This window comes from Streptomyces sp. SLBN-118, assembly GCF_006715635.1.
GTDB lineage: Bacteria > Actinomycetota > Actinomycetes > Streptomycetales > Streptomycetaceae > Streptomyces.
Map to the genome: position 1 here is coordinate 3671789 of NZ_VFNP01000001.1, position 24596 is coordinate 3696384.

At 68.0% G+C, this 24596-nt stretch carries 26 protein-coding genes, 1 tRNA gene and 4 pseudogenes; 8 read left to right on the forward strand and 23 right to left on the reverse strand.

Annotated elements, in window-relative coordinates; all coding sequences use genetic code 11:
* Positions 1–202 precede the first annotated feature (202 nt).
* Complete coding sequence (locus FBY35_RS16725; protein ID WP_142214563.1) at positions 203–1186, forward strand: helix-turn-helix transcriptional regulator; 984 nt, start codon at positions 203–205, stop codon at positions 1184–1186.
* Positions 1187–1265: 79 nt separating this feature from the next.
* Here the strand turns inward: FBY35_RS16725 and FBY35_RS16730 are convergent, their stop codons facing one another.
* The 4 genes from FBY35_RS16730 to dnaK are packed head-to-tail and all read right to left on the reverse strand — an operon-like array spanning position 1266 to position 5438.
* Positions 1266–1709, reverse strand: coding sequence for a heat shock protein transcriptional repressor HspR (locus FBY35_RS16730; RefSeq protein WP_142214564.1), 444 nt, complete (start codon positions 1707–1709; stop codon positions 1266–1268).
* A 1-nt stretch (position 1710) separates the two neighbouring features.
* The gene (gene dnaJ, locus FBY35_RS16735; RefSeq protein ID WP_142214565.1) at positions 1711–2895 is read right to left on the reverse strand and encodes a molecular chaperone DnaJ; all 1185 of its coding nucleotides are present in this window, start codon (positions 2893–2895) and stop codon (positions 1711–1713) included.
* Positions 2896–2925: 30 nt separating this feature from the next.
* Positions 2926–3585 carry a nucleotide exchange factor GrpE gene (grpE, locus tag FBY35_RS16740; protein WP_142214566.1) on the reverse strand — a complete coding sequence of 220 codons (660 nt, stop codon included), beginning with the start codon at positions 3583–3585 and terminating at the stop codon, positions 2926–2928.
* Complete coding sequence (dnaK, locus tag FBY35_RS16745) at positions 3582–5438, reverse strand: molecular chaperone DnaK (protein ID WP_142214567.1); 1857 nt, start codon at positions 5436–5438, stop codon at positions 3582–3584. The genes grpE and dnaK overlap by 4 nt, the downstream gene beginning before the upstream one ends.
* A 236-nt stretch (positions 5439–5674) precedes the next feature.
* Here dnaK and FBY35_RS16750 point away from each other — a divergent pair, with 236 nt between their 5' ends.
* From FBY35_RS16750 to FBY35_RS16765, 4 genes are all read left to right on the forward strand, one after another.
* Positions 5675–6196 (forward strand): sugar transferase, encoded by a 522-nt coding sequence (locus FBY35_RS16750; protein WP_142214568.1) that lies wholly within the window; start codon positions 5675–5677, stop codon positions 6194–6196.
* A gap of 129 nt (positions 6197–6325) precedes the next feature.
* Entirely contained in the window at positions 6326–8596 is a 2271-nt protein-coding gene (locus tag FBY35_RS16755; RefSeq protein ID WP_142214569.1) for a (Fe-S)-binding protein, read from the forward strand.
* Between the two features lie 209 nt (positions 8597–8805).
* Positions 8806–9906 (forward strand): VCBS repeat-containing protein, encoded by a 1101-nt coding sequence (locus FBY35_RS16760; protein WP_142214570.1) that lies wholly within the window; start codon positions 8806–8808, stop codon positions 9904–9906.
* Between the two features lie 130 nt (positions 9907–10036).
* Positions 10037–10927, forward strand: coding sequence for a Yip1 family protein (locus tag FBY35_RS16765; RefSeq protein WP_142214571.1), 891 nt, complete (start codon positions 10037–10039; stop codon positions 10925–10927).
* Positions 10928–10982: 55 nt separating this feature from the next.
* Here the strand turns inward: FBY35_RS16765 and FBY35_RS16770 are convergent.
* Positions 10983–11282, reverse strand: a pseudogene (locus FBY35_RS16770) (phosphoribosyltransferase); the annotation flags it as partial.
* Between the two features lie 104 nt (positions 11283–11386).
* Positions 11387–12013, reverse strand: a complete 627-nt coding sequence (locus FBY35_RS16775; protein ID WP_142214572.1) for a tyrosine-type recombinase/integrase — start codon at positions 12011–12013, stop codon at positions 11387–11389.
* Between FBY35_RS16775 and FBY35_RS16780 the strand changes: the two are divergent.
* Positions 11987–12277 (forward strand): annotated as a pseudogene (locus FBY35_RS16780) (integrase core domain-containing protein); the annotation flags it as partial. The gene FBY35_RS16775 and the pseudogene FBY35_RS16780 overlap by 27 nt on opposite strands.
* 138 nt (positions 12278–12415) lie before the next feature.
* On the opposite strand, the pseudogene FBY35_RS38030 reads toward FBY35_RS16780, so the two are convergent.
* The 4 genes and pseudogenes from FBY35_RS38030 to FBY35_RS36440 form a co-directional block, all read right to left on the reverse strand.
* Positions 12416–12915 (reverse strand): annotated as a pseudogene (locus tag FBY35_RS38030) (replication initiator); the annotation flags it as partial.
* Positions 12916–13252: 337 nt separating this feature from the next.
* Positions 13253–13348: pseudogene (locus FBY35_RS16785) on the reverse strand (phosphoribosyltransferase); the annotation flags it as partial.
* 3 nt (positions 13349–13351) lie between these two features.
* On the reverse strand, positions 13352–13927 hold the full coding sequence (gene dcd, locus FBY35_RS16790) for a dCTP deaminase (protein WP_142214573.1): 576 nt from the start codon (positions 13925–13927) through the stop codon (positions 13352–13354).
* Between the two features lie 117 nt (positions 13928–14044).
* The gene (locus FBY35_RS36440; RefSeq protein ID WP_186356954.1) at positions 14045–14218 is read right to left on the reverse strand and encodes a hypothetical protein; all 174 of its coding nucleotides are present in this window, start codon (positions 14216–14218) and stop codon (positions 14045–14047) included.
* A gap of 256 nt (positions 14219–14474) precedes the next feature.
* Between FBY35_RS36440 and FBY35_RS16795 the strand changes: the two genes are divergently transcribed.
* Positions 14475–14548: transfer RNA gene (locus FBY35_RS16795), tRNA-Gly, on the forward strand.
* Between the two features lie 51 nt (positions 14549–14599).
* Here FBY35_RS16795 and FBY35_RS16800 read toward each other — a convergent pair.
* The 13 genes from FBY35_RS16800 to FBY35_RS16860 form a co-directional block, all read right to left on the reverse strand.
* Positions 14600–15760: a site-specific integrase gene (locus FBY35_RS16800; protein ID WP_186356955.1), complete on the reverse strand. Its 1161-nt coding sequence runs from the start codon at positions 15758–15760 to the stop codon at positions 14600–14602.
* A complete protein-coding gene (locus FBY35_RS16805) occupies positions 15760–15972 on the reverse strand; it encodes an excisionase family DNA-binding protein (RefSeq protein WP_142214574.1) in 213 nt (70 codons plus the stop codon). The genes FBY35_RS16800 and FBY35_RS16805 overlap by 1 nt, the downstream gene beginning before the upstream one ends.
* Complete coding sequence (locus tag FBY35_RS16810) at positions 15965–17287, reverse strand: replication initiator (protein WP_142214575.1); 1323 nt, start codon at positions 17285–17287, stop codon at positions 15965–15967. The genes FBY35_RS16805 and FBY35_RS16810 overlap by 8 nt, the downstream gene beginning before the upstream one ends.
* A 153-nt stretch (positions 17288–17440) precedes the next feature.
* Complete coding sequence (locus tag FBY35_RS16815; protein WP_142215113.1) at positions 17441–17740, reverse strand: hypothetical protein; 300 nt, start codon at positions 17738–17740, stop codon at positions 17441–17443.
* A gap of 16 nt (positions 17741–17756) precedes the next feature.
* Entirely contained in the window at positions 17757–17951 is a 195-nt protein-coding gene (locus tag FBY35_RS16820; protein ID WP_142214576.1) for a hypothetical protein, read from the reverse strand.
* 10 nt (positions 17952–17961) lie between these two features.
* The gene (locus FBY35_RS16825; protein WP_142214577.1) at positions 17962–18153 is read right to left on the reverse strand and encodes a mobile element transfer protein; all 192 of its coding nucleotides are present in this window, start codon (positions 18151–18153) and stop codon (positions 17962–17964) included.
* Positions 18123–18335: a hypothetical protein gene (locus FBY35_RS16830; protein WP_142214578.1), complete on the reverse strand. Its 213-nt coding sequence runs from the start codon at positions 18333–18335 to the stop codon at positions 18123–18125. The genes FBY35_RS16825 and FBY35_RS16830 overlap by 31 nt, the downstream gene beginning before the upstream one ends.
* Before the next feature lie 17 nt (positions 18336–18352).
* Positions 18353–18964: a DUF2637 domain-containing protein gene (locus FBY35_RS16835; protein ID WP_142214579.1), complete on the reverse strand. Its 612-nt coding sequence runs from the start codon at positions 18962–18964 to the stop codon at positions 18353–18355.
* A gap of 78 nt (positions 18965–19042) precedes the next feature.
* On the reverse strand, positions 19043–20383 hold the full coding sequence (locus FBY35_RS16840) for an FtsK/SpoIIIE domain-containing protein (RefSeq protein ID WP_142214580.1): 1341 nt from the start codon (positions 20381–20383) through the stop codon (positions 19043–19045).
* Between the two features lie 4 nt (positions 20384–20387).
* Positions 20388–20738, reverse strand: a complete 351-nt coding sequence (locus FBY35_RS16845; protein WP_142214581.1) for a hypothetical protein — start codon at positions 20736–20738, stop codon at positions 20388–20390.
* Between the two features lie 129 nt (positions 20739–20867).
* Positions 20868–21596: a GntR family transcriptional regulator gene (locus tag FBY35_RS16850; protein WP_142214582.1), complete on the reverse strand. Its 729-nt coding sequence runs from the start codon at positions 21594–21596 to the stop codon at positions 20868–20870.
* 83 nt (positions 21597–21679) lie between these two features.
* Entirely contained in the window at positions 21680–22123 is a 444-nt protein-coding gene (locus FBY35_RS16855) for an ATP-binding protein (protein WP_260848634.1), read from the reverse strand.
* Positions 22124–22409: 286 nt separating this feature from the next.
* Entirely contained in the window at positions 22410–23150 is a 741-nt protein-coding gene (locus FBY35_RS16860) for a GntR family transcriptional regulator (protein WP_142214583.1), read from the reverse strand.
* 81 nt (positions 23151–23231) lie between these two features.
* Between FBY35_RS16860 and FBY35_RS16865 the strand changes: the two genes are divergently transcribed.
* Positions 23232–24326: a DUF1152 domain-containing protein gene (locus FBY35_RS16865; RefSeq protein WP_142214584.1), complete on the forward strand. Its 1095-nt coding sequence runs from the start codon at positions 23232–23234 to the stop codon at positions 24324–24326.
* The last annotated feature ends 270 nt before the right edge of the window (positions 24327–24596 follow it).

Genomic DNA, 24596 nt, shown 5'->3' on the forward strand with positions numbered 1-24596 from the left:
GCTCACCGGAGGCCACCGCACCGAGCGCGGCCGCCGCTATGGCAAGAGCACAAAGAGCACGTAGCGTCCTAGACATGGGTGATCTCCACCTCTTTTGATCATTCCTCCTCCCCCGCGCATAAGACGATGTCTCACTCCGAACGCTTGCACCAGCGACGGCAGGCATCATGTTCCTGTAATGCAGGAGCCTGAGGGGGTGCATATGCCATCTAATGAGGGCGAAACGGGACACCCTCACGCAGACGGCGAGCTGTGCGAAGCGGGGAAAAGTCTCTACATCACCGCACTGCGCACCGGACGTATAGCCCGGTCAGAGGCGGAATCAACACCCTGCCTCTTCGATCTCGCCCTGCTGCACCCGGATCCCGACGACGCTCAGTGGCTCCGACCGGTCCCGCCGACCACTGCGCTGACACAGCTGATACACCCCATTGAGCGGGAGATCCAAGAGCGCCGACGACGAACTGTCGCTCTGACCGATGCTCTTGAGCCATTCATGGCGTTCACCGCTCAGAACTCCACCGTCCCACAAGGAATTACCGTCCTCGAGGGCCTCAACCGCATCAACACAACCCTCGACCAAGTCACCGCAGACTGCACCGAGGAGCTTCTCACGGTCCAGCCCGGCAGCGGGCGACAGCCGCACATCCTCGAAAAGGCCCTGCGCCGCGTGGAACCGCTGATCGACCGCGGTGTCCGTATGCGCACGCTCTACCAGCACACAGCCCGCCACCACCCCGCCACGCTCGCCTACATGGAGCAGGTGGGGCCCTCCGGCGTGGAGGTGCGCACGCTGGAGGAGATCATCGACCGGCTGATCATCGTGGACCGGAGGGTGGCCTTCATTCCGGCGAGCAGCGACCGGCTGTCCGCACTGGAGCTGCGGCACAAGGGCATAGTCGAGTATCTGGTCGGCGTCTTCGAGCAGTTCTGGCTCCACGGCAACCCGTGGGAGGAACCGATCTCGTACGGACCGGACCTCGACGGCATCACCGGCATCCAGCGCTCGATCGCAAAACTGCTGGTCGAAGGCCATGTGGACGAGGCGATCGCGCGCCGGCTCGGGATGAATGTCCGTACCTGCCGAGCCCATATCGCCAAGCTGGGCTCGTCGTTGGGCAGCGGCAGCCGGACCCAGCTGGGCTATCTGATCGCCCAGTCGGGAATCCTTGAACACGAGTCCTGAACCTGACCGAAACCCATATACCGAAGGGGCGGTGCGGCAACTCGCGTTGCTGCACCGCCCCTTCGGGCCGAGACATGGCCTATTCGGAACGCTTGGGCCGCCAGACCACCAGCGCGCTCGCCTGCTGCACATCCTGGTACGGCACGAGATCGCGCCGGTAGGAGGCATGCACCTGAGCCTCGCGCTGCTGCATCGCCACAGCCGCTCCCTCGACCGCGGCCGACAGCTCGGCAACCCTTTGCTGAAGCGCAGCGACCTGGTTCTCCAGTTCGATGATGCGCTTGATTCCGGCCAGGTTGATGCCCTCGTCCTGCGACAACTGCTGGACGGTGCGCAGCAGTTCGATGTCCCGGGCACTGTAGCGTCGGCCCCGTCCGGCGGTGCGGCCGGGGGAGACAAGACCGAGCCGGTCGTACTGCCGCAGCGTCTGCGGATGCAATCCCGAGAGCTGGGCCGCCACCGAAATGACGTACACCGGCGACTCGTCGGTCAGTTCGTAGGGGTTGCGGCGACGACCGTCCATCTCATGCTCCCTTCGCGGCCTGGAACAGCTCGGCCCGCGGGTCCTCGTCCGCTGTGGCTTCGCGGTAGGCCTCCAGCGCTTCCTTCGCCTTGTCGCCGAGCTCCTTGGGGATCGCGACCTCGACGGTGACCAGCAGGTCGCCACGGGTGCCGTCCTTGCGGACCGCGCCCTTGCCGCGCGCACGCATCGTACGGCCGTTGGGTGTCCCCGCGGGCAGCTTCAGCGTGACCGGCGGACCGCCGAGCGTCGGCACCTTCACCTCGCCGCCGAGCGCCGCCTCCGTGAAGGTGACGGGCACGGTGACTGTGAGGTTGTCGCCCTTGCGGCCGAAGACCGGGTGGGAGTCGACATGCACGACGACGTACAAGTCGCCCCCAGGGCCGCCCCGTTCGCCCGGGGCTCCCTTGCCGCGCAGCCGGATCCGCTGGCCGTCGGAGACGCCCGCAGGGATCCGGACCTGCATCGTGCGGGAGGAGCGGGCGCGCCCGCTGCCCTTGCAGACCTCGCAGGGGTCCTGCGCGATCAGCCCGCGGCCCTTGCAGTCCACGCACGGGTCGGTGAGCGAGAAGGAGCCGCTGCCGCCGCGCGAGACCTGGCCGGTGCCGACACAGGTCGGACACACGCGCGGCGTGCCGTTCTTGTCGCCGGTGCCCGAACAGGCCTTGCAGGCGGCCGAGCTGGACATCCGCAGCGGGACCGTGGCTCCGTCGACCGCCTCGGTGAAGCTGAGCGTCACCTCGGACTCGATGTCCTGGCCACGGCGCGGCTGGGTACGCGTACCCGGTCCGGCGCCGCGGTTGAACAGCCCGCCGAAGACATCGCCGAGACCGCCGCCGAAGCCGCCGGCGCCCCCTTGAGCGCCGCCCGGGGCGCCGCCGAAGAGGTCGCCCAGGTCGAAGTTGAAGGAGCCGCCGGGCCCGCCCGGCGCACCGGCGCGGAAGCCACCGTTGCCGAAGAGTGCGCGCGCCTCGTCGTACTCCTTGCGCCGCTTGGGGTCGCCGAGGATGTCATTGGCCTCGGAGATCTCCTTGAAGCGCTCCTCCGCCCTGGCGTCGCCCTTGTTGGCGTCCGGGTGGAACTCGCGGGCGAGCTTCCGGTACGCCTTCTTGATCTCGGCCTCGGTGGCGTCCTTGGGGACGCCGAGGACCTTGTAGTAGTCCTTCTCGACGAAGTCCTTCGTACTCATCGACGTCCCTCCTTCCGGACCATCGTCGGATCAGCCCTCCTCCGGGCCACCGCTCTCCTCGTCGTTCGCCGTCTCGTCCTTCGCGACCCCGGCCGCGGGGGTCGCGCCCGGCTGGGGCTCGGCCACCGCGACCCGTGCGGGCCTGATGGTCCGTTCGCCGATGCGATACCCCGGCTGCAGGACCGCGACGCACGTGGTCTCGGTGACATCCGGTGCGTACGAGTGCATCAGGGCCTCGTGGATCGTCGGGTCGAAGGGCTCGCCCTCCTTGCCGAACTGCTGCAGGCCCATCTTGGCGGCGGCCGTCTCAAGAGACTCGGCAACCGACTTGAACCCGCCCACCAGCTCTCCGTGATCACGGGCACGGCCGATGTCGTCGAGCACGGGCAGGAGCTCGGTCAGCAGGCTCGCCGTGGCGATCTCCTTGACCGTGATCCGGTCGCGCTCCACACGACGGCGGTAGTTCTGGTACTCGGCCTGGAGCCGCTGGAGGTCCGCCGTGCGCTCGTTGAGCGCCATGCGCACCTGGTCCAGCTGAGCCGTCAGGCCGGCGATCTTTGCTGCTGCGTCCCCTGCCGGGGCCGCCGGGCCCTCCTTCTCGGAGGACTCGGCGGACGCGGCGGCGTCGTCAGGGGTGGCGCCTGAGGGGACGTCGGGCTTCTCCTCGAAGCCCGGGGTCTCCTCCGTCACGCGGCACCGTCCTTCTTCGGCTTCTCGTCGTCGACGATTTCGGCGTCGACCACATCGTCCTCGGCCTGGGGCTGCTCGCCGGCCTGGGCGCCCTCGGCGCCGGGCGCACCGCCCTCGGGGGCGGCGTTGGCGTACATCGCCTGGCCGAGCTTCTGGCTGACCGCGGCGACCTTCTCGGTCGCCGTGCGGATCTCGGCCGTGTCCTCGCCCTTGAGCTTCTCCTTCAGCTCGCCGAGCGCGGTCTCGACCTCGGTCTTGACGTCACCGGGGACCTTGTCCTCGTTGTCCTTGAGGAACTTCTCGGTCTGGTAGACGAGCTGCTCACCCTGGTTGCGGGACTCGGCGGCCTCGCGGCGGCGGTGGTCCTCGTCCGCGTACTGCTCGGCCTCCTGGCGCATCCGGTCGACCTCGTCCTTCGGCAGCGAGGAGCCGCCGGTGACGGTCATCTTCTGCTCCTTGCCCGTGCCCAGGTCCTTCGCGGTCACGTGCATGATGCCGTTGGCGTCGATGTCGAAGGCGACCTCGATCTGCGGGACCCCGCGCGGGGCGGGCGGCAGACCGGTCAGCTCGAACATCCCGAGCTTCTTGTTGTACGCCGCGATCTCGCGCTCGCCCTGGTAGACCTGGATCTGAACGGACGGCTGGTTGTCCTCGGCCGTCGTGAAGATCTCCGAACGCTTGGTCGGGATCGTGGTGTTGCGCTCGATCAGCTTGGTCATGATGCCGCCCTTGGTCTCGATACCAAGCGACAGCGGGGTGACGTCGAGGAGCAGGACGTCCTTGACCTCGCCCTTGAGGACACCGGCCTGCAGAGCGGCACCGATGGCGACGACCTCGTCGGGGTTCACACCCTTGTTGGCGTCCTGGCCTCCGGTGAGCTCCTTGACGAGCTCGGCGACGGCGGGCATACGGGTCGAGCCGCCGACCAGAACCACGTGGTCGATCTCGGACAGCTGGATGCCGGCGTCCTTGATCACGTTGTGGAACGGGGTCTTGCAGCGCTCGAGCAGGTCTGCGGTGAGCTGCTGGAACTGAGCGCGCGTGAGCTTCTCGTCCAGGTGCAGCGGGCCCTCGGCGGAGGCCGTGATGTAGGGCAGGTTGATGTTCGTCTCGGTCGACGACGACAGCTCGATCTTCGCCTTCTCCGCAGCCTCGCGCAGACGCTGGAGAGCCATCTTGTCCTTGGACAGGTCCACGCCGTGACCGTTGGCGAACTGCCTCACCAGGTAGTCGACGACGCGCTGGTCCCAGTCGTCACCACCGAGGTGGTTGTCACCGTTGGTGGCCTTCACCTCGACGACGCCGTCGCCGATCTCCAGCAGCGAGACGTCGAAGGTGCCGCCACCGAGGTCGAAGACGAGGATGGTCTGGTCGTCCTTGTCGAGGCCGTAGGCCAGGGCGGCCGCCGTCGGCTCGTTGACGATGCGCAGGACGTTCAGACCGGCGATCTCGCCGGCCTCCTTGGTGGCCTGGCGCTCGGAGTCGTTGAAGTACGCCGGGACGGTGATCACGGCGTCGGTGACCTTCTCGCCGAGGTAGGACTCCGCGTCACGCTTCAGCTTCTGCAGGATGAAGGCGCTCATCTGCTGCGGGTTGAAGGTCTTCCCGTCGAGCTCGATCTTCCAGTCGGTGCCCATGTGGCGCTTGACCGACCGGATGGTCCTGTCGACGTTCGTGACTGCCTGACGCTTCGCCACCTCGCCGACCAGCACCTCACCGTTCTTCGCGAAGGCGACGACGGACGGCGTGGTCCTGGCACCCTCGGCGTTGGTGATGACGGTGGGCTCGCCGCCCTCCAGAACGCTGACGACGGAGTTAGTCGTGCCCAGGTCGATGCCGACCGCACGTGCCATTTCAATTCCTCCAGCTGACTTGAGTGGATCTGGCTCAAGGATGCACGACCGACCCGATGACGTCAACAGAGCTGAGTCGACCCCACTCAACTTTTATCCGGCTCTTACCTGCAGCCCGCCCCCGGACCTGCGCCCCCACGTCCGCCGCAGCGCGTGGCGCACCCCTTCGCGGCGACCCGCGTCTGGGAGAGTCATAGCCGCAAAAAGCGGTCAATTGAGCCAAAGGGCGTGCGTCCATGCCTGCGAAGCGAGCCATCGACCTGACGGGCAGCCTGCTCCTGCTACTGCTCCTGTCCCCCGTGCTGCTCACCCTCGCCGCCGCGGTCGCCTCGACCACCGGCGGCCCGCTCCTGACCCGCCGCGACAGGACGGGCCTTGGCGGTTCCACGTTTGCGATGCTGTCGTTCCGTACGACACCGGCCTCGCCCGCGGGACGGCTGCTGCGCCGCCACTTCCTGGACAATCTGCCGCAGCTGATCAATGTCGTACGCGGGGAGATGTCGCTCGTGGGCCCCCGGCCGCTGCCGCCCGGGCAGGACGCCTCCGTCGCGGGGCGGGCCCGTCTCGGCGTGCGCCCCGGAATGACGGGGCTGTGGCAGATCAGCGGCCGCTCAGAGCTCCCCTGGGAGGAAATGGGTGTGCTCGACCTGCATTATGTGGAGCAGTATTGGCTGGGACTGGACCTGTTGATCCTGGTCCGGACCCTGCCGATCGCGATCGCCGGACGCCGCGCGGCCCGTCCGGTCAGGCTTGCCTGAGCGACACAGATCACCGGCTGCGCGGCTACAGTGCGGCGGCATAAGTGGGTACTCTCAGCACGGACTGAATAAGTTACCGCTTAGTAGACTGTCGAGATTCCCCACCCTCGCAGGCCCGAGGAGCCCCAAATGCAACTCGCCGCGATCATCGTGTCGCTGGTCCTGACCGTGGTCGGCGTTGCGCTCATCGCCCGAGCCGTCGCGCAGATCTACCGCTTCGTGAAGCTCGGTCAGCCGGTCCCGGCAGGCAGCCGCACCGACGACCCGAAGCAGCGCACGATCACCCTGGTCAAGGAGTTCCTCGGCCACACCCGGATGAACCGGTGGGGGATCGTGGGCTTCGCCCACTGGTTCGTCGCGATCGGCTTCCTGACGCTCCCGCCGACTCTTGCGCAGGCGTACGGCCAGCTCTTCGAGGCGGACTGGACTCTGCCCGTCATCGGCGGATTCCTGCCGTTCGAGATGTACATCGAGTTCATCGGCATCATGACCGTCGTCGGCATCGTCGTGCTGATGGCGATCCGGCTGCTCAACCTGCCCTCGCGAGCCGGCCGCAAGTCGCGCTTCGCGGGCTCCAAGGCCTGGCAGGCGTACTTCGTCGAGTACGTCATCCTCACGATCGGCCTCGCGATCCTCGCCCTGCGTGGGCTCGAGGGCGCGATCCACCACATCGAGGGCTACGAACCCGCGTACTTCGTCTCGTACCCCCTGGTCCTGGCCTTCAAGGGACTGAGCGTCCCCACGCTCCAGACGCTGATCTACTTCACCGCGATGATCAAGATCGGCACCTCGCTGATCTGGATGATCACGGTCTCGCTCAACACCAACATGGGTGTCGCCTGGCACCGCTTCCTCGGCTTCCCGAACATCTGGTTCAAGCGGAACGCCGACGGCTCCACCGCTCTCGGCGCCCTGCAGCCGATGACCAGCGGCGGCAAGGAGATCGACTTCGAGGACCCGGGCGAGGACGACGTCTTCGGCGTCTCCCAGGTCGAGCAGTTCTCCTGGAAGGGCATCCTCGACTTCTCCACGTGCACCGAGTGCGGCCGCTGCCAGTCGCAGTGCCCGGCCTGGAACACCGGAAAGCCGCTGTCCCCCAAGCTCCTGATCATGTCGCTGCGCGACCACGCGCACGCCAAGGCCCCGTATCTGCTGGCCGGCGGCGGCAAGACGATGGAGGGCGAGGAGAAGGCGTCCGCCGAGGCTCTGGGGGACGTCCCCGCGGCCGCTCTCGCCGAGGCCGAGCGCCCCCTGATCGGGACGCTGGAGGAGAACGGCGTCATCGACCCGGACGTCCTGTGGTCCTGCACCACCTGCGGTGCGTGCGTGGAGCAGTGCCCGGTCGACATCGAGCACATCGACCACATCGTCGACATGCGCCGCTACCAGGTGATGATCGAGTCCGCGTTCCCGTCCGAGGCGGGCACGATGCTCAAGAACCTGGAGAAGAAGGGCAACCCCTGGGGGCTCGCCAAGAAGCAGCGCGTGGAGTGGACCAAGGAGGTCGACTTCGAGGTCCCGATCGTCGGCAAGGACGTCGAGGACCTCAGCGAGGTCGACTACCTGTACTGGGTCGGCTGCGCGGGTGCCCTGGAGGACCGGGCCAAGAAGACCACCAAGGCCTTCGCGGAGCTGCTGCACATCGCGGGCGTGAAGTTCGCGATCATGGGCGGCGACGAGAAGTGCACGGGTGACTCCGCCCGGCGCCTGGGCAATGAGCCGCTGTTCCAGCAGCTCGGCCAGGAGAACGTGGCCATGCTGAACATGGCCTACGGAGAAGACGACGAGGACGAGACGACCAAGAAGCCCAAGTCGTCGAAGAAGATCGTCGCGACCTGCCCGCACTGCTTCAACACGATCGCGAACGAATACCCGCAGCTGGGCGGCGAGTTCGAGGTCATCCACCACACACAGCTGCTCCAGCACCTCATCGACGAGGGCAAGCTCATTCCGGTGACGCCGGTCGAGGGTCTGATCACGTACCACGACCCCTGCTACCTGGGCCGCCACAACAAGGTCTACACGCCGCCGCGCGAGATCATGTCCGCCGTCCCGGGCCTGCGCCAGCAGGAGATGCACCGTCACAAGGAGCGCGGCTTCTGCTGTGGCGCCGGTGGCGCGCGCATGTGGATGGAGGAGCGGATCGGCAAGCGCATCAACACCGAGCGTGTGGACGAGGCTCTTTCGCTGAACCCGGACATCGTCTCGACCGCCTGCCCGTTCTGCCTCGTCATGCTGACGGACTCCGTCAACGGCAAGAAGAACGACGGCAAGGCGAAGGAGAGCCTGCAGGTCGTGGATGTCGCGCAGCTGCTGCTCGACTCGGTGAAGACACCTCCGGCCGAGCCCGCTGGTGAGGCCGAGTCGGAGGACACACCGGAACCCGAGCCGGTGAAGTAGTTCCTGGAAGACTGCGAAGCTACAGAAGCGGCCGGATCTGCCTCGGGGGCAGAACCGGCCGCTTCTGTCCGCAGGTTGCCGTTCATGTCGTCGATCCGCCTGCTGGGATAACCATTGACCGGCGATCGCGCCGCAGCCATTGCCCTGACGCGAGCGCCGAACGAGCATCATGAGGCGGCCGATGACGATCGAGACGGACGAGGTGGGTTGTGCGGACAGGACTGGGGCACGCGGCGACGATCGCGGCCTGCGCCTGCGTGGTACTGCTGGCGGGCTGCACAAGCACCCCCGAGCCGGAGCGGCCCGCGCCCGCCAAGAACGGCGACACCGCACCGCTCGCCGCCCGGGCGGGCGCGCTGCCCGTCCCCCACGGCAGGGGGAGCCGCGTCCCTGCCGACTTCAACGGCGACGGCCACCGAGACCTCGTTCTGAACGACCTGGTCAAGGCCCCCGGTGACAGCCACGGCGACGACGCGGGCATCGGCGTCGTCTACGGCACGGCGAGCCCCCGCGTCCTCGACCCGTCCGTACGCCGCCTCCTCACCCCGCGGGCCAACGCCGCGCCTGTCGGGGGCACCATCCCCGCCGCCTTCGACGCCGAGGCCGCCTGCGACCTCGACAAGGACGGCTTCTCCGACCTGATCGTGGCCACCGACCCGCCGTACGACGGCATCGGCCGCCCACCCGTACCGCTCCAGGTCCTCTTCGGCTCCCCGGCCGGGCTCGCGGGCAAGGCGGTCGTCCTGCGCATCCCCGAGCAGGCCCGTTACGGAAACGAGTGGCCCGACCACCCCGTCTGCGGCGACTTCGACGGCGACGGCTCCACCGACCTGGCAGTCACCGCGTCCGCGGGCCGAGTCAGCTTCCTGCGCGGTCCCTTCACCCGCACCGGCGCCCCCCGCGCGGCCACAGCCCCGGCCGAGGGCGGCGGCCCCGCGCTGTCCGCACCCTCCCCCCGGCCCGATGTCAACGACGACGGCTACGACGACCTGGTGGTCTCCACCCGCGCCCCCGAGCCGGGCGCGGCGGCCAAGGGCAAGGTGCTGCTCGGCGGCCCCGGGGGCCCCGGCCGCGCGGGCGGCCGCTATGTCTTCACCGCCGTGCCCCTCCCGCCGTCACCCGCCCTGCGTGCGGGCGAGACGAGCCCGGTGACCGACGTGCTGCAGTACGCGGACTTCGACGGCGACAAGCGCCCCGACCTGGTCACTCGTACGCACAGGGGCGAGCGGGCGGATGTGGTGGCCCTGTACCCGGCCTCGGCGCGGACGGCAGCGCTGCTCACCTTCAGCACGTCGGTCTTCCTGCACTGAGCCGGGTGCACCGGACCCGCCCGGCTGCCCCTCCTCGATCCCCTAGGGGATGTCACAGGTCGGCAGCAAAGACCTGTGCGTTCCCCGAGCGCGGGCACGTCACTCTCCGGGAACAGGTACGTTCGATTACGTGGCTGGATTCAGGATCGGACGCGGCCGGGACAACCGCACGCAGCAGCAGCAACCGCAGCAGGCACCGCCGCCGCCCTACCGGGGCGGAGGCGGCCGTGCGGCTGGGCCGTACGGGCAGCAGCAACAACCGCCGCAGTGGCCCCAGGCGGGCAGCGGCCACCAACAGCAGCACCCCCAGGGCCCGTACGGCGAACCTGAGTACTTCGGCGACCCGTACCAGCAGCAGCCCCCGCACGCCGACCCTTATGCCAACAACCCTGGCCACACGCAGGCGTTCGGCATCAACGAGGACCCGTACGGCGACGGGGCGACCTACCGCGCGGGCGCTGCGCCGACCGCGCCGACGGGCCCGCGGCTGCACTGGAAGCAGCTGCTGAGCGGCATCGTGCTGCGCCCTGGCCCGACGTTCTGGCAGATGCGCGACTACCCCGTGTGGGGCCCGGCGCTGATCGTCACGTTCCTCTACGGCCTGCTCGCGCTCTTCGGCTTCGACAAGGCCCGCGAGGAGACGATCAACGCGACGATCTCCACGGCCATTCCGTACGTCCTGACGACGGCGGTGGCGTTCGTCATCGGCGGCCTGATCCTGGGCGCGGTGACCCACACCCTGGCCCGCCAGCTCGGCGGCGACGGCGCCTGGCAGCCGACGGTCGCCCTCTCCATGCTGATCGTGTCCATCACGGACGCGCCCCGCCTGGTGTTCGCGCTCTTCCTGGGCGGCGAGAACTCCCTGGTCCAACTGCTGGGCTGGGCAACCTGGCTGGCGGCGGGTGCGCTGTTCACATCGATGGTGAGCAAGTCGCACGACCTGCCGTGGCCGAAGGCGCTGGGGGCGTCGGCGATCCAGTTGATCGCGCTGCTGTCGATCATCAAGCTGGGCACGATCTGAGCCGAGACATGCGCAGGGGCCCCCGGCCGGGGCCCCTGCGCATGCCCGCGTCAGGTCAGGCGTCGAGAACCTGCCCGCTGCCCTGCACGACGGGCTTTTCCACGCTCCACGGGAAGTTGATCCACTCATCGGTGCGCTTCCAGACGTACTCGCACTTCACGAGGGACTGCGACTTCTCGTAGATGACGGCACTGCGCACCTCGGCGACATGGTCGACGCAGAAGTCGTGCACGAGTTTGAGCGTCTTGCCGGTGTCTGCGACATCGTCGGCGATGAGGATTTTCTTGTCGGAGAAGTCGATGGCGTTCGGCACCGGCGCGAGCATGACCGGCATCTCCAGCGTCGTCCCACGCCCGTGTAGAACACATTAGAGCCGAGAGACGCAATCACCAGGCAATATGCCGGAGATTGCGCCTCAACTCAGCACCTACTCAGCACACTCGACTGAGTCAGCACCACCTACGCCGAGCGGATGCGGCTCAGCGACTCGGACAGATCACGGGCGACAGCCAGAGCAACGGCGCCCTTGATCCGCTCCTCAGCACCCGGCAGCAGATGCACATACACCTGCTCCGTGGTCTTACTGCTGGCGTGCCCCATCCAGACTGCCAGCTCCGCCATGGGGACTCCCGCCGCCATGGCGACCGAGGCGAAGTAGTGCCGCAACGACTTGGGCGTGAGGCCCCGGTGCTCAAGCCCAGCAACCTCGATCGCCTTGTTCCACCTGTCCGCGAACGTCGTACGCGAGGGAAAGCGTTCCGCGAACGTCTCGGACTCGTAGAACCAGCCTTCCTCACCCCAGGTGTCGTACGTCGCGATGTGGGCACGCCAGGCTTCGTCAGTGATCTCGGGAACCGGGACACGGCGACCAGTCCGAGACCACTTCACATCTTCCCGGATCGCCGTTCCCCGCCCGGCACCGTCATTGGCCCCGAACGTGGAGAGCTGGGCATTGATCGTGGCGAACCCCGCCTTCTGCTCCCACTTCTGTTCGCACATCGCGAGCGCTTCGCCCACGCGCAATCCGCACCCCGCCATGCTCCACACGGCCGACCGGCCGACAACGGCTCCTGCTACAAGTCCCACCTCTGGCGCAACTCCCTTGCAGCACAGGGGATTTCACACAAGCGGACCCGTCCCTACCGACCCCAGACCAACGGCAAGGTGGAGAGGTTCAACCGCACCCTCCTGGACGAATGGGCCTACGCACAGCCCTACCGGACCGAGACCGAACGACGCGACGCCTACCCCGCCTGGCTGCACACCTACAATCACCACCGCGGACACACCGCACTCAAGGGCCAGCCACCCGCCAGCCGCGTCCCCGACCTCACGGGTCAATACACCTAGGCGAAGGACACCCCAGGTGGTCACCGAGCCGGGAGCGCGGGATGCCTGCCGACGAGGCGAGGTGGCGCCGCACGGCGGGGTGAACCGGTCCCACAGCCGCCCGGCGTGCGCGTGCCACAGCACATGCCCGGCGTAGTCGTAGCAGTCGGCACACAGCGGCAGGCCGACCAGGTGGTCAACGTCGACGTGCACCAGGCCGCAGCCGGAGCGGGCGCCCTTGGCCGCAGCGCGGAGCATCCCGGCGGGGATGACGGCGCTCCCCGTCGCGGACGCGATGCACGGGACCGAAGGACGGGGCAGTGATGGTGACGAACAGCCGGGGGCCGCTCGCGCACCGCATTCGGGATGCCCTTGCCGCCGGACAGGCCCGCCCGCACGGCCTGGAAGGTGTCTCCGGCGTGCAGGTGGGAACAGGGCTCGCAAACCGAGGCACGGCGGTTACGGCACCGCACCGCCAGCCGCTCACCAGGTTCCCCGGCGGTCGAGTAGGACGAGATCGCCTCACCGGCTACGGCATTGTGGGTGATCGTGGAGCGGACAGGTAGACCGGACGGGCACAGCCCCCGATGGTTTGATCTGTTCCAGCCAGGGCGAGAACTGAGGGTCATTGACAAGACGGACGATGTCCCGGTCGGCATCCGAGAGCAGCGGGCGGCTTCCGTGAGGATGCTTGCGCCTTGTGCCGCAGACCGGTCGGGAAGCGGAGCGGAAAGCGTTCCGGACCTGTGTCAGAAACTGTCTTCACTTCTTCCAGGGCACCAGGCGCCCGCGGCCACAAGCGACCAGGAGTCGTGATCCAGTTCCGCGCACTCCGCCTTGCCCGTGCCGTTCCCGTGGACTGCGGCCCGTGGCTCGCATCCTCCAGAACCGTCGACCACCGATCCGGCGGGGACTGTGCGCCGGACCGCCACAGGGCCGGGCCACACGAACTACAGGAGCCGACCGAGCCTCGCTTATCAATACGCCGGAGATTCAGTCCGGCTCGTAACCGTCGTCGGCGATGGCCTGCGCGAGCTGGCGGATCGCGCCGCCGAACTTCTCGTACGTCAGGTTCTCCCGTACCTCAGCCATGGCTCACACCTGCGTCCGGTGGAAATTCTGGAAGGACCGCGAGGCGGTCGGTCCCCGCTGCCCCTGGTAGCGCGAGCCGTAGCGCTCGCTCCCGTACGGGAACTCGGCCGGTGAGCTCAGCCGGAACATGCACAGCTGGCCGATCTTCATCCCCGGCCAGAGCTTGATGGGCAGCGTGGCGAGATTCGACAGCTCGAGCGTGACGTGCCCGGAGAACCCCGGGTCGATGAAGCCGGCGGTGGAGTGCGTGACCAGACCGAGCCGGCCCAGACTGGACTTCCCCTCGAGCCGCGATGCGAGATCGTCCGGCAGCGAGATGACTTCGTACGTCGAGGCGAGGACGAACTCCCCGGGGTGCAGGATGAAGGGCTCATCGCCCTCGGGCTCGACGAGCCTCGTCAGATCGGCCTGCTCGACGGCGGGGTCGATGTGCGGATAGCGGTGGTTCTCGAACACCCGGAAGTAGCGGTCCAGCCGCACGTCGATGCTCGAGGGCTGCACCATGGTCTCGTCGTACGGGTCGATACGGACCCGCCCGGCGTCGATCTCGGCCCGGATGTCCTTGTCTGAGAGAAGCACGTCCTGAGGATACGCAGAGTGCACGGGCCCACCCCAATCGGACGGCCCCGTGCGCTCCTCTCCGTACGCTCTCAGTGCCTCTCCCTGACGTTCCGCTGCGTCCCCGCAGACGACCCGCTACCGCTTGGCGGGCTCCACGGGCACGACGCTGCGCAGCCGCGCACAGCGCGGACACCGGATGAGCCGACCGGGCCCGATCCGATCGGCGCCGAGCTGCTGCATCGGGAACGAAGCGGTACTGAAGACGTGCCCCTCGGCACAGCGGACGACGGTGCGCTCCATCAAGTCCATCGGGTCCCTTCCCCAACCAAATGCGGACGAACCGCCACATTAGAGGATGAAGGGCACGGGGTCGCACGCGGCACTCCGCCTTTCAACGGTAGCCTCAACTCCCGTGCCCCGCAGTCACATCCGGCCTTCGGGAGGACGCGGGATCAGGCCCTGGATCAGGGGCCCCGGGACAGCGCAAAGGCCCCGCGGCGAAATACACCGGGGGCCAGCAATGGGGTACAGTGTGCGACGATGCGGTGCCGGTCACGGCCGCTACGCGGGTGTAGTTTAATGGTAGAACATGAGCTTCCCAAGCTCAGAGCGCGGGTTCGATTCCCGTCACCCGCTCCATGGAAAAGCCCCAGGCCAGCGGCCCGGGGCTTTGTTGTTGTCTAGACCGGTCTAAGCGTCTCGTGCCAGATCCGTGCCAGATGCTTGATCGTCCGGCTTCTTGCGCTGCCCACGGACCAGCTGGTCAAGCCCAGCAGCAACCTCCTTCTGGCGCTCCAGATCCGAGTGCTGGTAGATCAGCGCGGCACGCTCCGTGGACTGCCCGGCACGCACCATCGTGTCCTTGAGCGTCGCCCCGGATCGGGTCGTGAGGGTGTGCCCGGTGTGACGAAGATCGTAGAAGCGGAAACCCTCCGGCAGGCCGACCTTCGCTCTGGCCTTGCGCCACTTCCGCCCGAAGGTCGAGCGCCGGAACGGCTTGCCCTTCTCCCCCACGAACAACAGTCCGTCCGGACCCCTTTCGGCGTACCAGTCGAGGTGCCGCCGCAGCTCGATATACAGAAAGGCCGGCAGGACCACGAGTCGCTTGCCTGCCTCGGACTTGGTCGGCCCTTCAGCCCGCTTGCCGGAGGTCAGCTCCGGAGCAGCCTGCCGGACGCGAACGGTCAGGTTGTCGAGGTCCACATCTTTTCGGCGGAGCTCGGCCTGTTCCTCAGGTCGGAGCGGTCCGTATGCGCCGAGGTAGACCATCAGGCGCCAGCGAAGCCCGAGTGGGTTGGCAAGCGCGTCGACCTGGTCGACTGAGGCGACCGGCCGTTCCGCCGCGGACTCCTTTCCCGCTCCCCGGATACGGCATGGGTTCCTGCGGATCAGCTCATCCTCGACGGCTGTCTCCAAGATGGCTTTGAAGAGTCGATAGCTCTTGGCGACTGTGGTCTCGGCACCGGTCGTGTCGAGACGTTCTGAACGCCAGCTCCGCACACGCGGCGCGGTGATCTGGTCGAGGTCGAGGTCCCCGAAGGCGGGAAGGATGTGCAGCCGTAGCAGCCGCCTATACAGCTCATCCGTGGTGTCGGAGAGCCGACGCTCCTTGACCCAGCGAAGCGCGTACTCCTCGACATTGACGGCACCAGCGTCTGGGTCCTGCCAATCGCCCCGTCGGATCTCGGTCTGCTTTTCGGCAAGCCAGTCGTCAGCGTCACGGGCAGTCTCGAAGGTCTCGGGAGCAGGCCGCATCACATCGTCTGCCCCGGGATAGCGAGCCTGGTATCGACCGGACGGCAGCTTCCGTACCGCACCGAACGTGCGTCGCCTGCCCTTCTTGTTGGCCATCAGGCCGCCCTCCCGTAGCGAGAGCGCCGACGACGAACCGGCTGAACAGTGTTGGCATCGATGAATGCCGCCAGAGCACCTTCAGGGATGCGGACATGCCGACCGACCCTCACGAAGGTCACACGTCGTTCGGCAATCAGGCGACGAGGGAAGCGCTCGCTCGTGCCCAGCCGCTCGGCAGCCTGCGCGACTGTGAGAAGCCGCTCAGCCATGAGTGGGTTCTCCTTCCGTGCCGAGAGCGGGAGCAAGCGAGGCGGATAGCCATTCCTCGCCACGGGTCATGCCGATACCGGCGAAAGCCCAGTGGGCGACGACGTATGTCGTCTCCTCGTCCTGGTCGACCTCGACGGAACGGAATTCCTCGGGCAGAGCCGCGAGCGCTTGGGCGCGCCTCCATTCCGCTCGGGCATTGCGCAGAGCGCCGAGGGTGGTCGAGTAGCGGCGCGTCTTGGTCGAGAAGTGGCCGCGGAAACCGAGCATGTGGGCCCAGGCCCTCAGCCGCAGCTCAGCCAGATCCTTGCGCGCGCCGAGCAGCCAGGCCGTGCGGATCATCTGTCGGGCGTGGTCCGTGATGCGCGCATGGGCGAGCTCGGCAAGGAACTTGATCGGCCGGTCCAGGGTCCCGGTCGCTGCCTCAGCACCTTTCGTGGCGTACTTGGCGATGTAGGCGGCCACGGCCCGTTCGGTCAGTTCGGCCGGGCCCTCGAAGTCGGCGGAGCGGATCGGACGTACGTCGAGCTGCCGACCGAACCTGAAGGCGTGGGGCCGGCCGTCGACCATGGGCCCGCTGACGGCCGCATGCCGAGCGGCGCCGCGAATCGCGTCGGTCAGCAACTCAGCCGTTGCCCAGGCCGGAGGGAAGCTCTGGCTACCCTCCGGGCCGTCGATACGGATCACGGCGTGGAAGTGGACCGCGCCGCGTTTCTGGTACTCGGCGACCTTGGCGAACGAGACTCGGGCGGCTTTCGGGAAGTCGCGCTGGGTGAGCCCGGCGCGCTTGGCAATCTCTCGGCGCAGGTAGCTAGAGAAGCGCCTCCAGAGCATCCCCGCGTGGGCATTCCAGAGCACTGAGGCTTCGTAGTCGTACGTTGCCGGGTCGAGCGGCACGCCGAGTACGTCGTCGTCCTGGTCGTGCAGCAGGCCGCAGCGGCAGGGCCGTACGGTTCCGCGCCGATCGGTGGGCCGGTTGTGGACGGGCCCGAAGCCGGGCGCCGTGAACGTTGCGAACACCCTTGGGTGTTGGGCGACCGTCTCAGCGTTGCCCTTGCCGCCGCGCAGTCCGGCGGTGATCAGCTGGTAGGTGTCCCGACGGTAGACCTCTGCGCAGGCCGCGCAGCGGGTCGCCCGGCGGTTGTTGCAGCGCACGAGGAGATGGCCGGCCGGGAGCTCTGCCGAGTCGAGGTGGTGCAGGACCCGGCCGATCTCACCCGTTCGCGGGTTGAGTTCGTGTTCGATGCGGTGGCCGTTGAGCCGTACGGGGTGTGTGCAGCCGCCGAGGCCGCGAAGTTGGCGGACAAGAGCAGGCATGTTGCCGAGTGCAGCGAGCCCGCCCAGGTCCTTGAGCGGAGGCGCAGTGTGTCCGGTAGTAATGGAGCTGTCCTTTCGACAGTGGTTGGGAGGGTCAGTGCCTGCCGGGGCGGCGGGATGCTTGGCGGTATCGAGGCCGCCCCGGCAGGCCGGTCAGCGCGTTCGTGCGCTGCTGAGCAGGGAGCGCAGCACCAGGGCTGCGATGGAGACGGACACGGCCGTTATGGCGACCGTGGCCAGGAGTGCGGTCAGCACGACGCCGACCACGAGGACGGCCGCGACCGCTCCGACGCCGAGGCCCACGTACGGCGCGACCGGGCGGGCAGGGGAAGCCACCGGAGCGTGCTGGCAGGCGCATACGGGGGCGGTGTGGTGCCGCTCGGCGGGTAGCGCCGAGGTGATGAGGTGCGCGGTCGGGACAGGCGGAGCGTCGGGCAGTTTCGGGCGGAGCAGCACGGCAGTTCTCCTCTCATTTGTTGGTGCCGTTGACGACGTCGACTCCGGAGCGCGTGCCGGATTCGATCGCCGGGGCGAGGAAGGTCTGAGAGAGCCAGAAGCCGAAGAGGGCGATCACGACGGCGACCCACAGGCGGATGCCGAGGAACTTGATCGCGGCCCAGGCGATGACGCCGAGGACGAAGACGAGCGGCAGACTCACGGTCACAAGAGGCTCCTCAGCGGACGGAACAGCGGTGAGTACGGGCAGCCAGTTCGGCGGCGGCTCGACTGTCGAAGTCGGTGGAGAAGCCGCAGCGGGGAGCCGTGCAGGCGGCGGTGTGCTTCTCGCGGCCACGGCCGTCGTAGTACGTCCCGACCTGGACCGGGCCGACGCGGATCACGCGTCGGAAGCGCGGCTGTGCGGGCATGAGTGGGTCCCTTCCTGGGTGAGTTGGGCGGTGTGGTCGATGAGCCAGCGGCGGATCTCGGCGGCTTCCTGCTCGTCGGCGCTGAGGATCACGGGCTCGGCAAGGAGCACGGCTTCGACGAAGTGGTTCTGGCGGGTGAGTTCGGCCGCGCGCTTGAGCGTGCGGAGCGTGGACGGACGCAACGGCGTTTCCTTGTCGGTCAGGTGAGTTGGGCGGCGATGGCATCGGCGAGCGGCAGCGGGACACCGAGCCGGGCGCGAAGCGTCGCGGTGTCGATCGGAGCTCCCGTGCGGGTGCGGTGTTCTGCCGCGACCTTTCGGGCGTGGTCGACGAGAGCGGCCGGGGGCTGAGCAGCGGTACGGGGCACTTCGGGAGCCGCGGGCAGCGCGGGTGACTCCGGCTCGACAGGGAGCACCGGGTCCGGTCCCGCGACCGCTTCCGTACGGTCATTGGCCCCGTGTGCGAGGAGCGTGCCGCCGAGGAAGGCAACCGCTGGCCAACCGGCCACGGTGATGCGGAGCCACGCCGGAACGTTGTCGAGGTCGAGCAGTCCCGCGGTGGCCACGTTCGCCCCGAGGCTCGCGGCGATGGCCACCAAGAACCACGACCATCCGGCTGCCCGGGACTCCCCCGACCTCAGTCGCTTCCAGGCGGCGACCATCAGCAGGTCGACGCTGACCGGATAGGCCCACGCCTTCCAACCGTCCTGGCCAGCTGCCACGGCCAGGTCATGAAGGTGCGCGAAAGAGAGCGCGGCGGCGATGACCGCCTGGATCAGGACGGCGTCGACGCGGACGGGCAGCGCTCGCACGGCAGGACCTCCGGTTTGGGGGCATGGCGGGGTAGGGACTCGGCGCGATGCGGTCACGCCAGCCGGGGGATTGAGCGCTCAGCCCGCCGGACTCAGCTCGGCCGAGGCGTAGGGCCGGAAGGACTCCAGCGCCGGTATGTGCGGGGCGAGATGCGCCGAGTCGCGGCAGGTAGCCGCGGCATCGGCGAGGGAAAGGTACGGCGTACGAATGCGGGACCAGCCGCCGGACGAGTCGCCGACGACCGCGACCCCAGGCACTTCGGGAGCGATGGCGGAAGCGACGTACACCGCCTCAGGAGCGATGTCGCCCAGCGCCATCTTGGCCGACGCCTCGTCGTTCACGCGGTGGCAGACGCGGCCAGTGAGCTGGGCCCGGAGCATGGTCGCCCCCTTGCCCAGTTCGGCCCCGAAGCGCTGTCCGCAGACCTCCAAGTAGATGCCCGCGGCCCGTCCGAGCTGGGCGAGGCGGATGAGCTGGGTGACCATCTCGTCGCGCCGTTCCTCGTCCTTGCGGGTGGCGACGAGGAACAGTTCCGCGACCTCGTCGACGAAGAGCACGATCGGGGCCGGTCGTTCGTCGTCAGGCAAGCCCCATATGTCGGAGGTGATCTCCTCGTCCCGGACGCCGGGCGGGACGCTCTGCCGGGCCCGGATCAGGTCGTAGCGGTCCTCCATTTCCTGTACGAGTACGGGCAGCAGCTCGGCGGCCTCATCGGGGTCCGTGGCCAAGGCCGAGAGCCGAGGCGCGAAGGGAGCGAGCTCCACACCGCGCTTGCAGTCGATGCCGACGAGCGCCACGGGCTGAGCCGCCAGCGCCGCCAGCAGGTTGCGAAGGAACATGGACTTCCCCGAGAGCGTGGCTCCGAGGACCAGTTGGTGAGGGATGGCTCGGTAGTCGCGTACGAACGGCGTGGCGTCCTCCCTCAGCGCCACGGGTACGGCGAGAAGGTCTCGCACCACGCGGCGCGGCATCTTCACGTCCCGCAGGACATCGAATCCGACGAGCCGCAGTTCGACGACGCCCGGTTTGATGCTCCGGACGTGTACGGCGTGAACGCCCCAGGCGTGGCGAAGCCGTTCGCACGAGGCAGCCACATCCGCCGGCTCCTGCCCGGGAGCGAGACGGAGCCGTAACCGGAGCCCCGTCGCGGTCGGGCGGACCAGACCGCGACGGGGAGGGACCGGGCGTACTTCGCGGCGAGTGGTCGCCCTGACGGCCAGCGCCCGCAGACGGGACGGCGGAACCGTGAGCCCGCACGCATCCATGGTGGAGCCGTACGAGACCAGCAGCCGGGCCGTCGAGAGGGGCAGGCCGACCATGGACCAGTAGACCGCGGGGTGAGCCTTGCGGGCGTAGGCCACCCCTCCAACGGCGGTGAGTGTTCCCCCGAGTTCGGCGAGCGTCACCAGGTCAGCCACGGGATCAGACCTCCTGCCCGGCCGGGTACGCGCCGGGAGCGATGGCAGCCGCACGGAAGGCGATGCCATGTCGTGCTTGACCGTTGAAGACGCTCTCCCACGGGCGGGCGACCAGGCCCGGCAGCGAGACGGGCGCACCCACGGCGAGCCCATCCATGACGCCGCTCTGCGGAACGGTCACCGAGATCAGAGATGACTCCCCCTGATCGATGTAGACGACGCCGATCGTCATCAGAGCCTCGCCGGTTACGGCGTCCTTGGCGATCTCACCGGTCTGCCGGTCGCGCAGCTTCGGCGCCGGAGCCTCGGTCATCAGGATCGTTGCCGTCGAGGTGTCGATTCGCATCACACGCACTGAAAGTTCTCCTCTGTGTGGATACCTGCCAGCACCTGACAGGTTGACTTAGCAAGTTCGAAGGTAGAGATGCCAGGTTGACTTGTCAAGTGATTCAAGTGCCTTGCTGGACTGATCAGTTGGGGGATCTCAGGCGAGCCGGTAGGTGTCTTCGAGTTCCTGCCGGTCCGCCGGCAGCAGCACATCGGTCACCTGGAGAGCCTGCCCGGACGCGTCGAAGGCCACGACAAGCACGCTGAGCAGCGGGCCCCCGGCAGCCATGCCGAGAAGGCCGCTCTCCTCCTTGGTCGCCAGCCGCGCGGAAACGCGCTCCGTCACGTGGTCGAAGCGCACACGCTTCCGCGACTCCAGGTGCTCGCGGAGGCCACCCTGAATCGGCGCGGGACCGGCAAGGTCCGTACCGTCGACCAGACTTGCAGGGAAGTACGACGAGGCCAGCTCGACCGGTTCGCCCTCATCCTCGATCAGCAGCCGCCGCACGAGGATCTTGGCCCGCTTGGGCACGCCGAGCAGCGAAGCCACACGCGGAGGCACAGGCACTTCTCTCACCTCGGCCAGCCGGCCCGCAGCTTGGGACTCGTCCCGCTCCAGCGCTTCGCGACCGCGCCGGGCCTTCTGCTCGACCGCTTCCGGCTGGCCGCGCACGATGGTGCCGTACCCCTGCCGGGACTCAAGCCACCCATCCCGCTTGAGGAGTTCGAGGGCCCGAACGACCGTCGGGCGCGACATGCCGAAGGCTTGAACGAGCTGATTCTCACTGGGGATGACGGTGCCGGGAGGGTACGTTCCGTCCTCGATCCGACCCTGGAGCGTCTGCGCCAACCGCACGTACTTGGGTGCAGCCACTTCGTACGCCATAGCCCCCACCAAGCACAATCTGCTAAGTCAACCAGTTAACTTGCGTGCTAGCATACTCCGCTCGTTGCACGTGAAACAGCCCGTCAGCCCTTCCAAGCACCGTCAACCAAGAACGACACCACCGTGCCGCCGAAGGGACTGGGCCCGGCGCTCCACGAGTCCGACAGCTCATTGACCAGGCAGAGTCCGCGCCCGTGCGCTTCGTCGGCGGTCGGCTGCCGCATCCTGACGTGCGCCGGAAATCCGGGATTGTGGACGTCGACCCGCAGGGCCTCGTTCACGCGCCACCACTCGACGCGCACCCGCCACTCGTCCTCCGCCTCCCCGTACAAGATCGCGTTGGTGACGAGTTCGGAGATCATCAAGACGCAGTCGTCGAGCGAGCACGACAGGTCGTACGGATCCAAAAACTTCCGAAACCATCGCCGGGCCCGGGCGACCGATTCGGGTTCCGGGTAGAGGGTCATGCGACCGATCGAGACCGGGCCGGGGCCCGATTCTTCACGGCGGTCATCGGCATCAGTCATGCGCTTCGCTGCTCCCTACCGGTGCCGTCACAGTCGAGACAGCGCCGCTTGGACGTAGTGCGAGCGCGACCGTCAGCCGCGGATGCCGCCAGGGCCGAGCGGGAACCTACGCGCTTCCAGCCTCGGCCCCGGCAACCTACGCATGGCGCATGCGCGTTGCGCGCTAACCCTGCGCCGTCTTTGATCACGTCCGCGCCCCTTCCAGTAAGTGGCCTTAGCCACTTACTGGATAGTGGCATTGGCCACTTGGAGCGCGCAAGTGGTTCGCAGACAGCGCCACAGGTTTCTACGTGATCGGGTAGCCCTGCTCGAAGGCCCAACGCCCAGGCGGGTAGGTCGCTTCGGCGAACTCAAGCGGACGATCCTGCATGTCAAAGACGATGTGATGCACGATCAACACGGCGGAAGCGGCAGACAAATTGAGGTCGGCCGCCTCTTCCTCGGTGGCCACTCGGGCACACATCCGATCCTCGGCGTAACTGCCTTGACGTCCCGTCATGCCCTCGACGTACATCAACGTGCCCTCCTGAATCCGGTCCGGCTCCAAGAGCTTGGGCGCCCGCTCACCCACCACGGCAGCGAACCACGAGGTAGAGAGCGTGATCGGCCCGGACTCGTTGCTGGTCACCCGCCGGCGATGCACGGCGCGAGTGCCGGTTGTCAGGTTCAGCGCCTCGGCGACGTAGTCGGGGGCGTCGAGCCAACCCGCCGAGGTGATGACCGCGTACTCGCCCGCCGTATAGATCTTGCCTGTCTGCCGGGCACGGCCGTACAACTCACGTGCACGCCGGTTCACTTGAAGGCCGCGGACGTACGTCCCCGATCCCTGCCGCTTCTCGACGAGGCCCTGATGACTCAGGGCTTCCAACGACCGAGCAGCGGTCGGCCGCGACACGTTCCAGTCGGCCGCCAGCTGCCTCTCCGACGGAACCTCGTCCCCCGGCCTCAAGTCACCGCGCAAGATCTGATCGCGGATGTGATGCGCGATCTGCAGGTACTTGGGCTGGGTCTCTTCGATCTGCGGCATCCGAGCCCCTTCCCTAAGTGGCTATTACCTCTGGCCACTATAGGGTGAGTGGCCAGGCAGGTACCCCGTACGCTGACGCGGGTGACGCGCTTGATCGTGGCAGCAGGTGGAGGGGGCGACGCAGTCGCCGCCGCAATGCTCGACGCCGCTTTGTACGGCGTCGAGGGCCGAGCGGTGGTCTTCACGTACGCGTGGGATCGCCTTCTGGTCGACCCGGTCCCGGGCCCACGAGGACCGGCAAGCTTCACCGGCCTGCACCCTCTGACGAGAAGCGTCCAGGTGGTACCTGGCGATGCCCGTCCGGTAGCTCCGGCAGGCTCGACCCTCCCGCGGCTCGCCGCGGAGCTCCCGCAGACATTCGCCCTCATCGACCCGCATCACGGTGCCGAGGGCATCACGCGCCAGCTCGAAGAGCTCATCCAGCAACTGGAGCCCGAGTCGATCGACCTCCTGGACGTCGGAGGCGACATCCTCGCCCGCGGCGACGAGCCGACATTGCGCAGCCCACTGGCCGACGCCCTCACGCTCGCGGCCTGCTGCCAAGTCAACGCACCCGTACGGCTCCTGGTCGCAGGCCCCGGCCTCGACGGCGAGATCCCGACCGACGACCTACGCGACCGCATAGGCCCCACGATCTTGACCCTCACAGCCGAGCACGTGGAGTCGGTGACCTCGGTCCTGGAATGGCACCCCTCGGAAGCAACGGCCATGCTCGCGGCCACAGCCCGAGGGGTCCGCGGCCTGTGCGAAGTCAGAGACGCCGGCCTCCCGGTCCCCCTCACCGACGAGGGCCCCACCATCCACGAAGCGGACCTGGACGACGCCCTCACCCGCAACGAGCTGGCACGCGCCATCCTCACAACGGAAACCCTCGACGAGGTCGAGCACCGCAGCCGCGAAATCTGCGGCTACTCCGAAATCGACTACGAACGCAACAAGGCCAGTTGGCTCGGCACCCAGCCAGAGCAGAAGCTCGACCCCGAGACGACCCTCCGCCAACTCGACCAGTTCGAGGCCGAAGCCCGCGCACGCGGAATCACCCACACGACATTCCGCCGCCTCACCGAAGCCCTCGAACTCAACGGCAAACAGCGCCAAGACCTCAGAGCCCTCCTGCTCAACAGCCGTCCTGAGCAGTACCAAGCCCCGCTCTGGCACATCCCACCTGCCGCCTGAGTAACAACTTTCTTCACGGGTTCAAGGCGCCGCGCAAGCGCGGCGCGCGCCGCAGCCCCCGGCTGCGGGCGTGCCTTTGTCTTCGCCCGGCTGCCCCCAGCCGGGCGGCGGCGCACCGAGCGCGGAGCCAACCGTCAGAGAAAGGCCGGCACGTGGCTGGGGCGGTCGGCTCCACGGCTTTAGGCAGCCACCATGGGGCGAGCCTCGAAGATCATGGCCCCGATCGGGCAATTGCGGGCAGGCGAGGAGCCAGCCCGATTCGCGGCCAGC

Bases quoted from the DNA above. Each gene is read 5' to 3' on its own strand.
- FBY35_RS16725 (WP_142214563.1), top strand. From the start codon at position 203: ATGCCATCTAATGAGGGCGAAACGGGACACCCTCACGCAGACGGCGAG.
- FBY35_RS16730 (WP_142214564.1), bottom strand. From the start codon at position 1,709: ATGGACGGTCGTCGCCGCAACCCCTACGAACTGACCGACGAGTCGCCG.
- dnaJ (WP_142214565.1), bottom strand. From the start codon at position 2,895: ATGAGTACGAAGGACTTCGTCGAGAAGGACTACTACAAGGTCCTCGGC.
- dnaK (WP_142214567.1), bottom strand. From the start codon at position 5,438: ATGGCACGTGCGGTCGGCATCGACCTGGGCACGACTAACTCCGTCGTC.
- FBY35_RS16750 (WP_142214568.1), top strand. From the start codon at position 5,675: ATGCCTGCGAAGCGAGCCATCGACCTGACGGGCAGCCTGCTCCTGCTA.
- FBY35_RS16755 (WP_142214569.1), top strand. From the start codon at position 6,326: ATGCAACTCGCCGCGATCATCGTGTCGCTGGTCCTGACCGTGGTCGGC.
- FBY35_RS36440 (WP_186356954.1), bottom strand. From the start codon at position 14,218: ATGGACTTGATGGAGCGCACCGTCGTCCGCTGTGCCGAGGGGCACGTC.
- FBY35_RS16800 (WP_186356955.1), bottom strand. From the start codon at position 15,760: ATGGCCAACAAGAAGGGCAGGCGACGCACGTTCGGTGCGGTACGGAAG.
- FBY35_RS16805 (WP_142214574.1), bottom strand. From the start codon at position 15,972: ATGGCTGAGCGGCTTCTCACAGTCGCGCAGGCTGCCGAGCGGCTGGGC.
- FBY35_RS16810 (WP_142214575.1), bottom strand. From the start codon at position 17,287: ATGCCTGCTCTTGTCCGCCAACTTCGCGGCCTCGGCGGCTGCACACAC.
- FBY35_RS16825 (WP_142214577.1), bottom strand. From the start codon at position 18,153: ATGCCCGCACAGCCGCGCTTCCGACGCGTGATCCGCGTCGGCCCGGTC.
- FBY35_RS16850 (WP_142214582.1), bottom strand. From the start codon at position 21,596: ATGGCGTACGAAGTGGCTGCACCCAAGTACGTGCGGTTGGCGCAGACG.
- FBY35_RS16855 (WP_260848634.1), bottom strand. From the start codon at position 22,123: ATGACTGATGCCGATGACCGCCGTGAAGAATCGGGCCCCGGCCCGGTC.
- FBY35_RS16860 (WP_142214583.1), bottom strand. From the start codon at position 23,150: ATGCCGCAGATCGAAGAGACCCAGCCCAAGTACCTGCAGATCGCGCAT.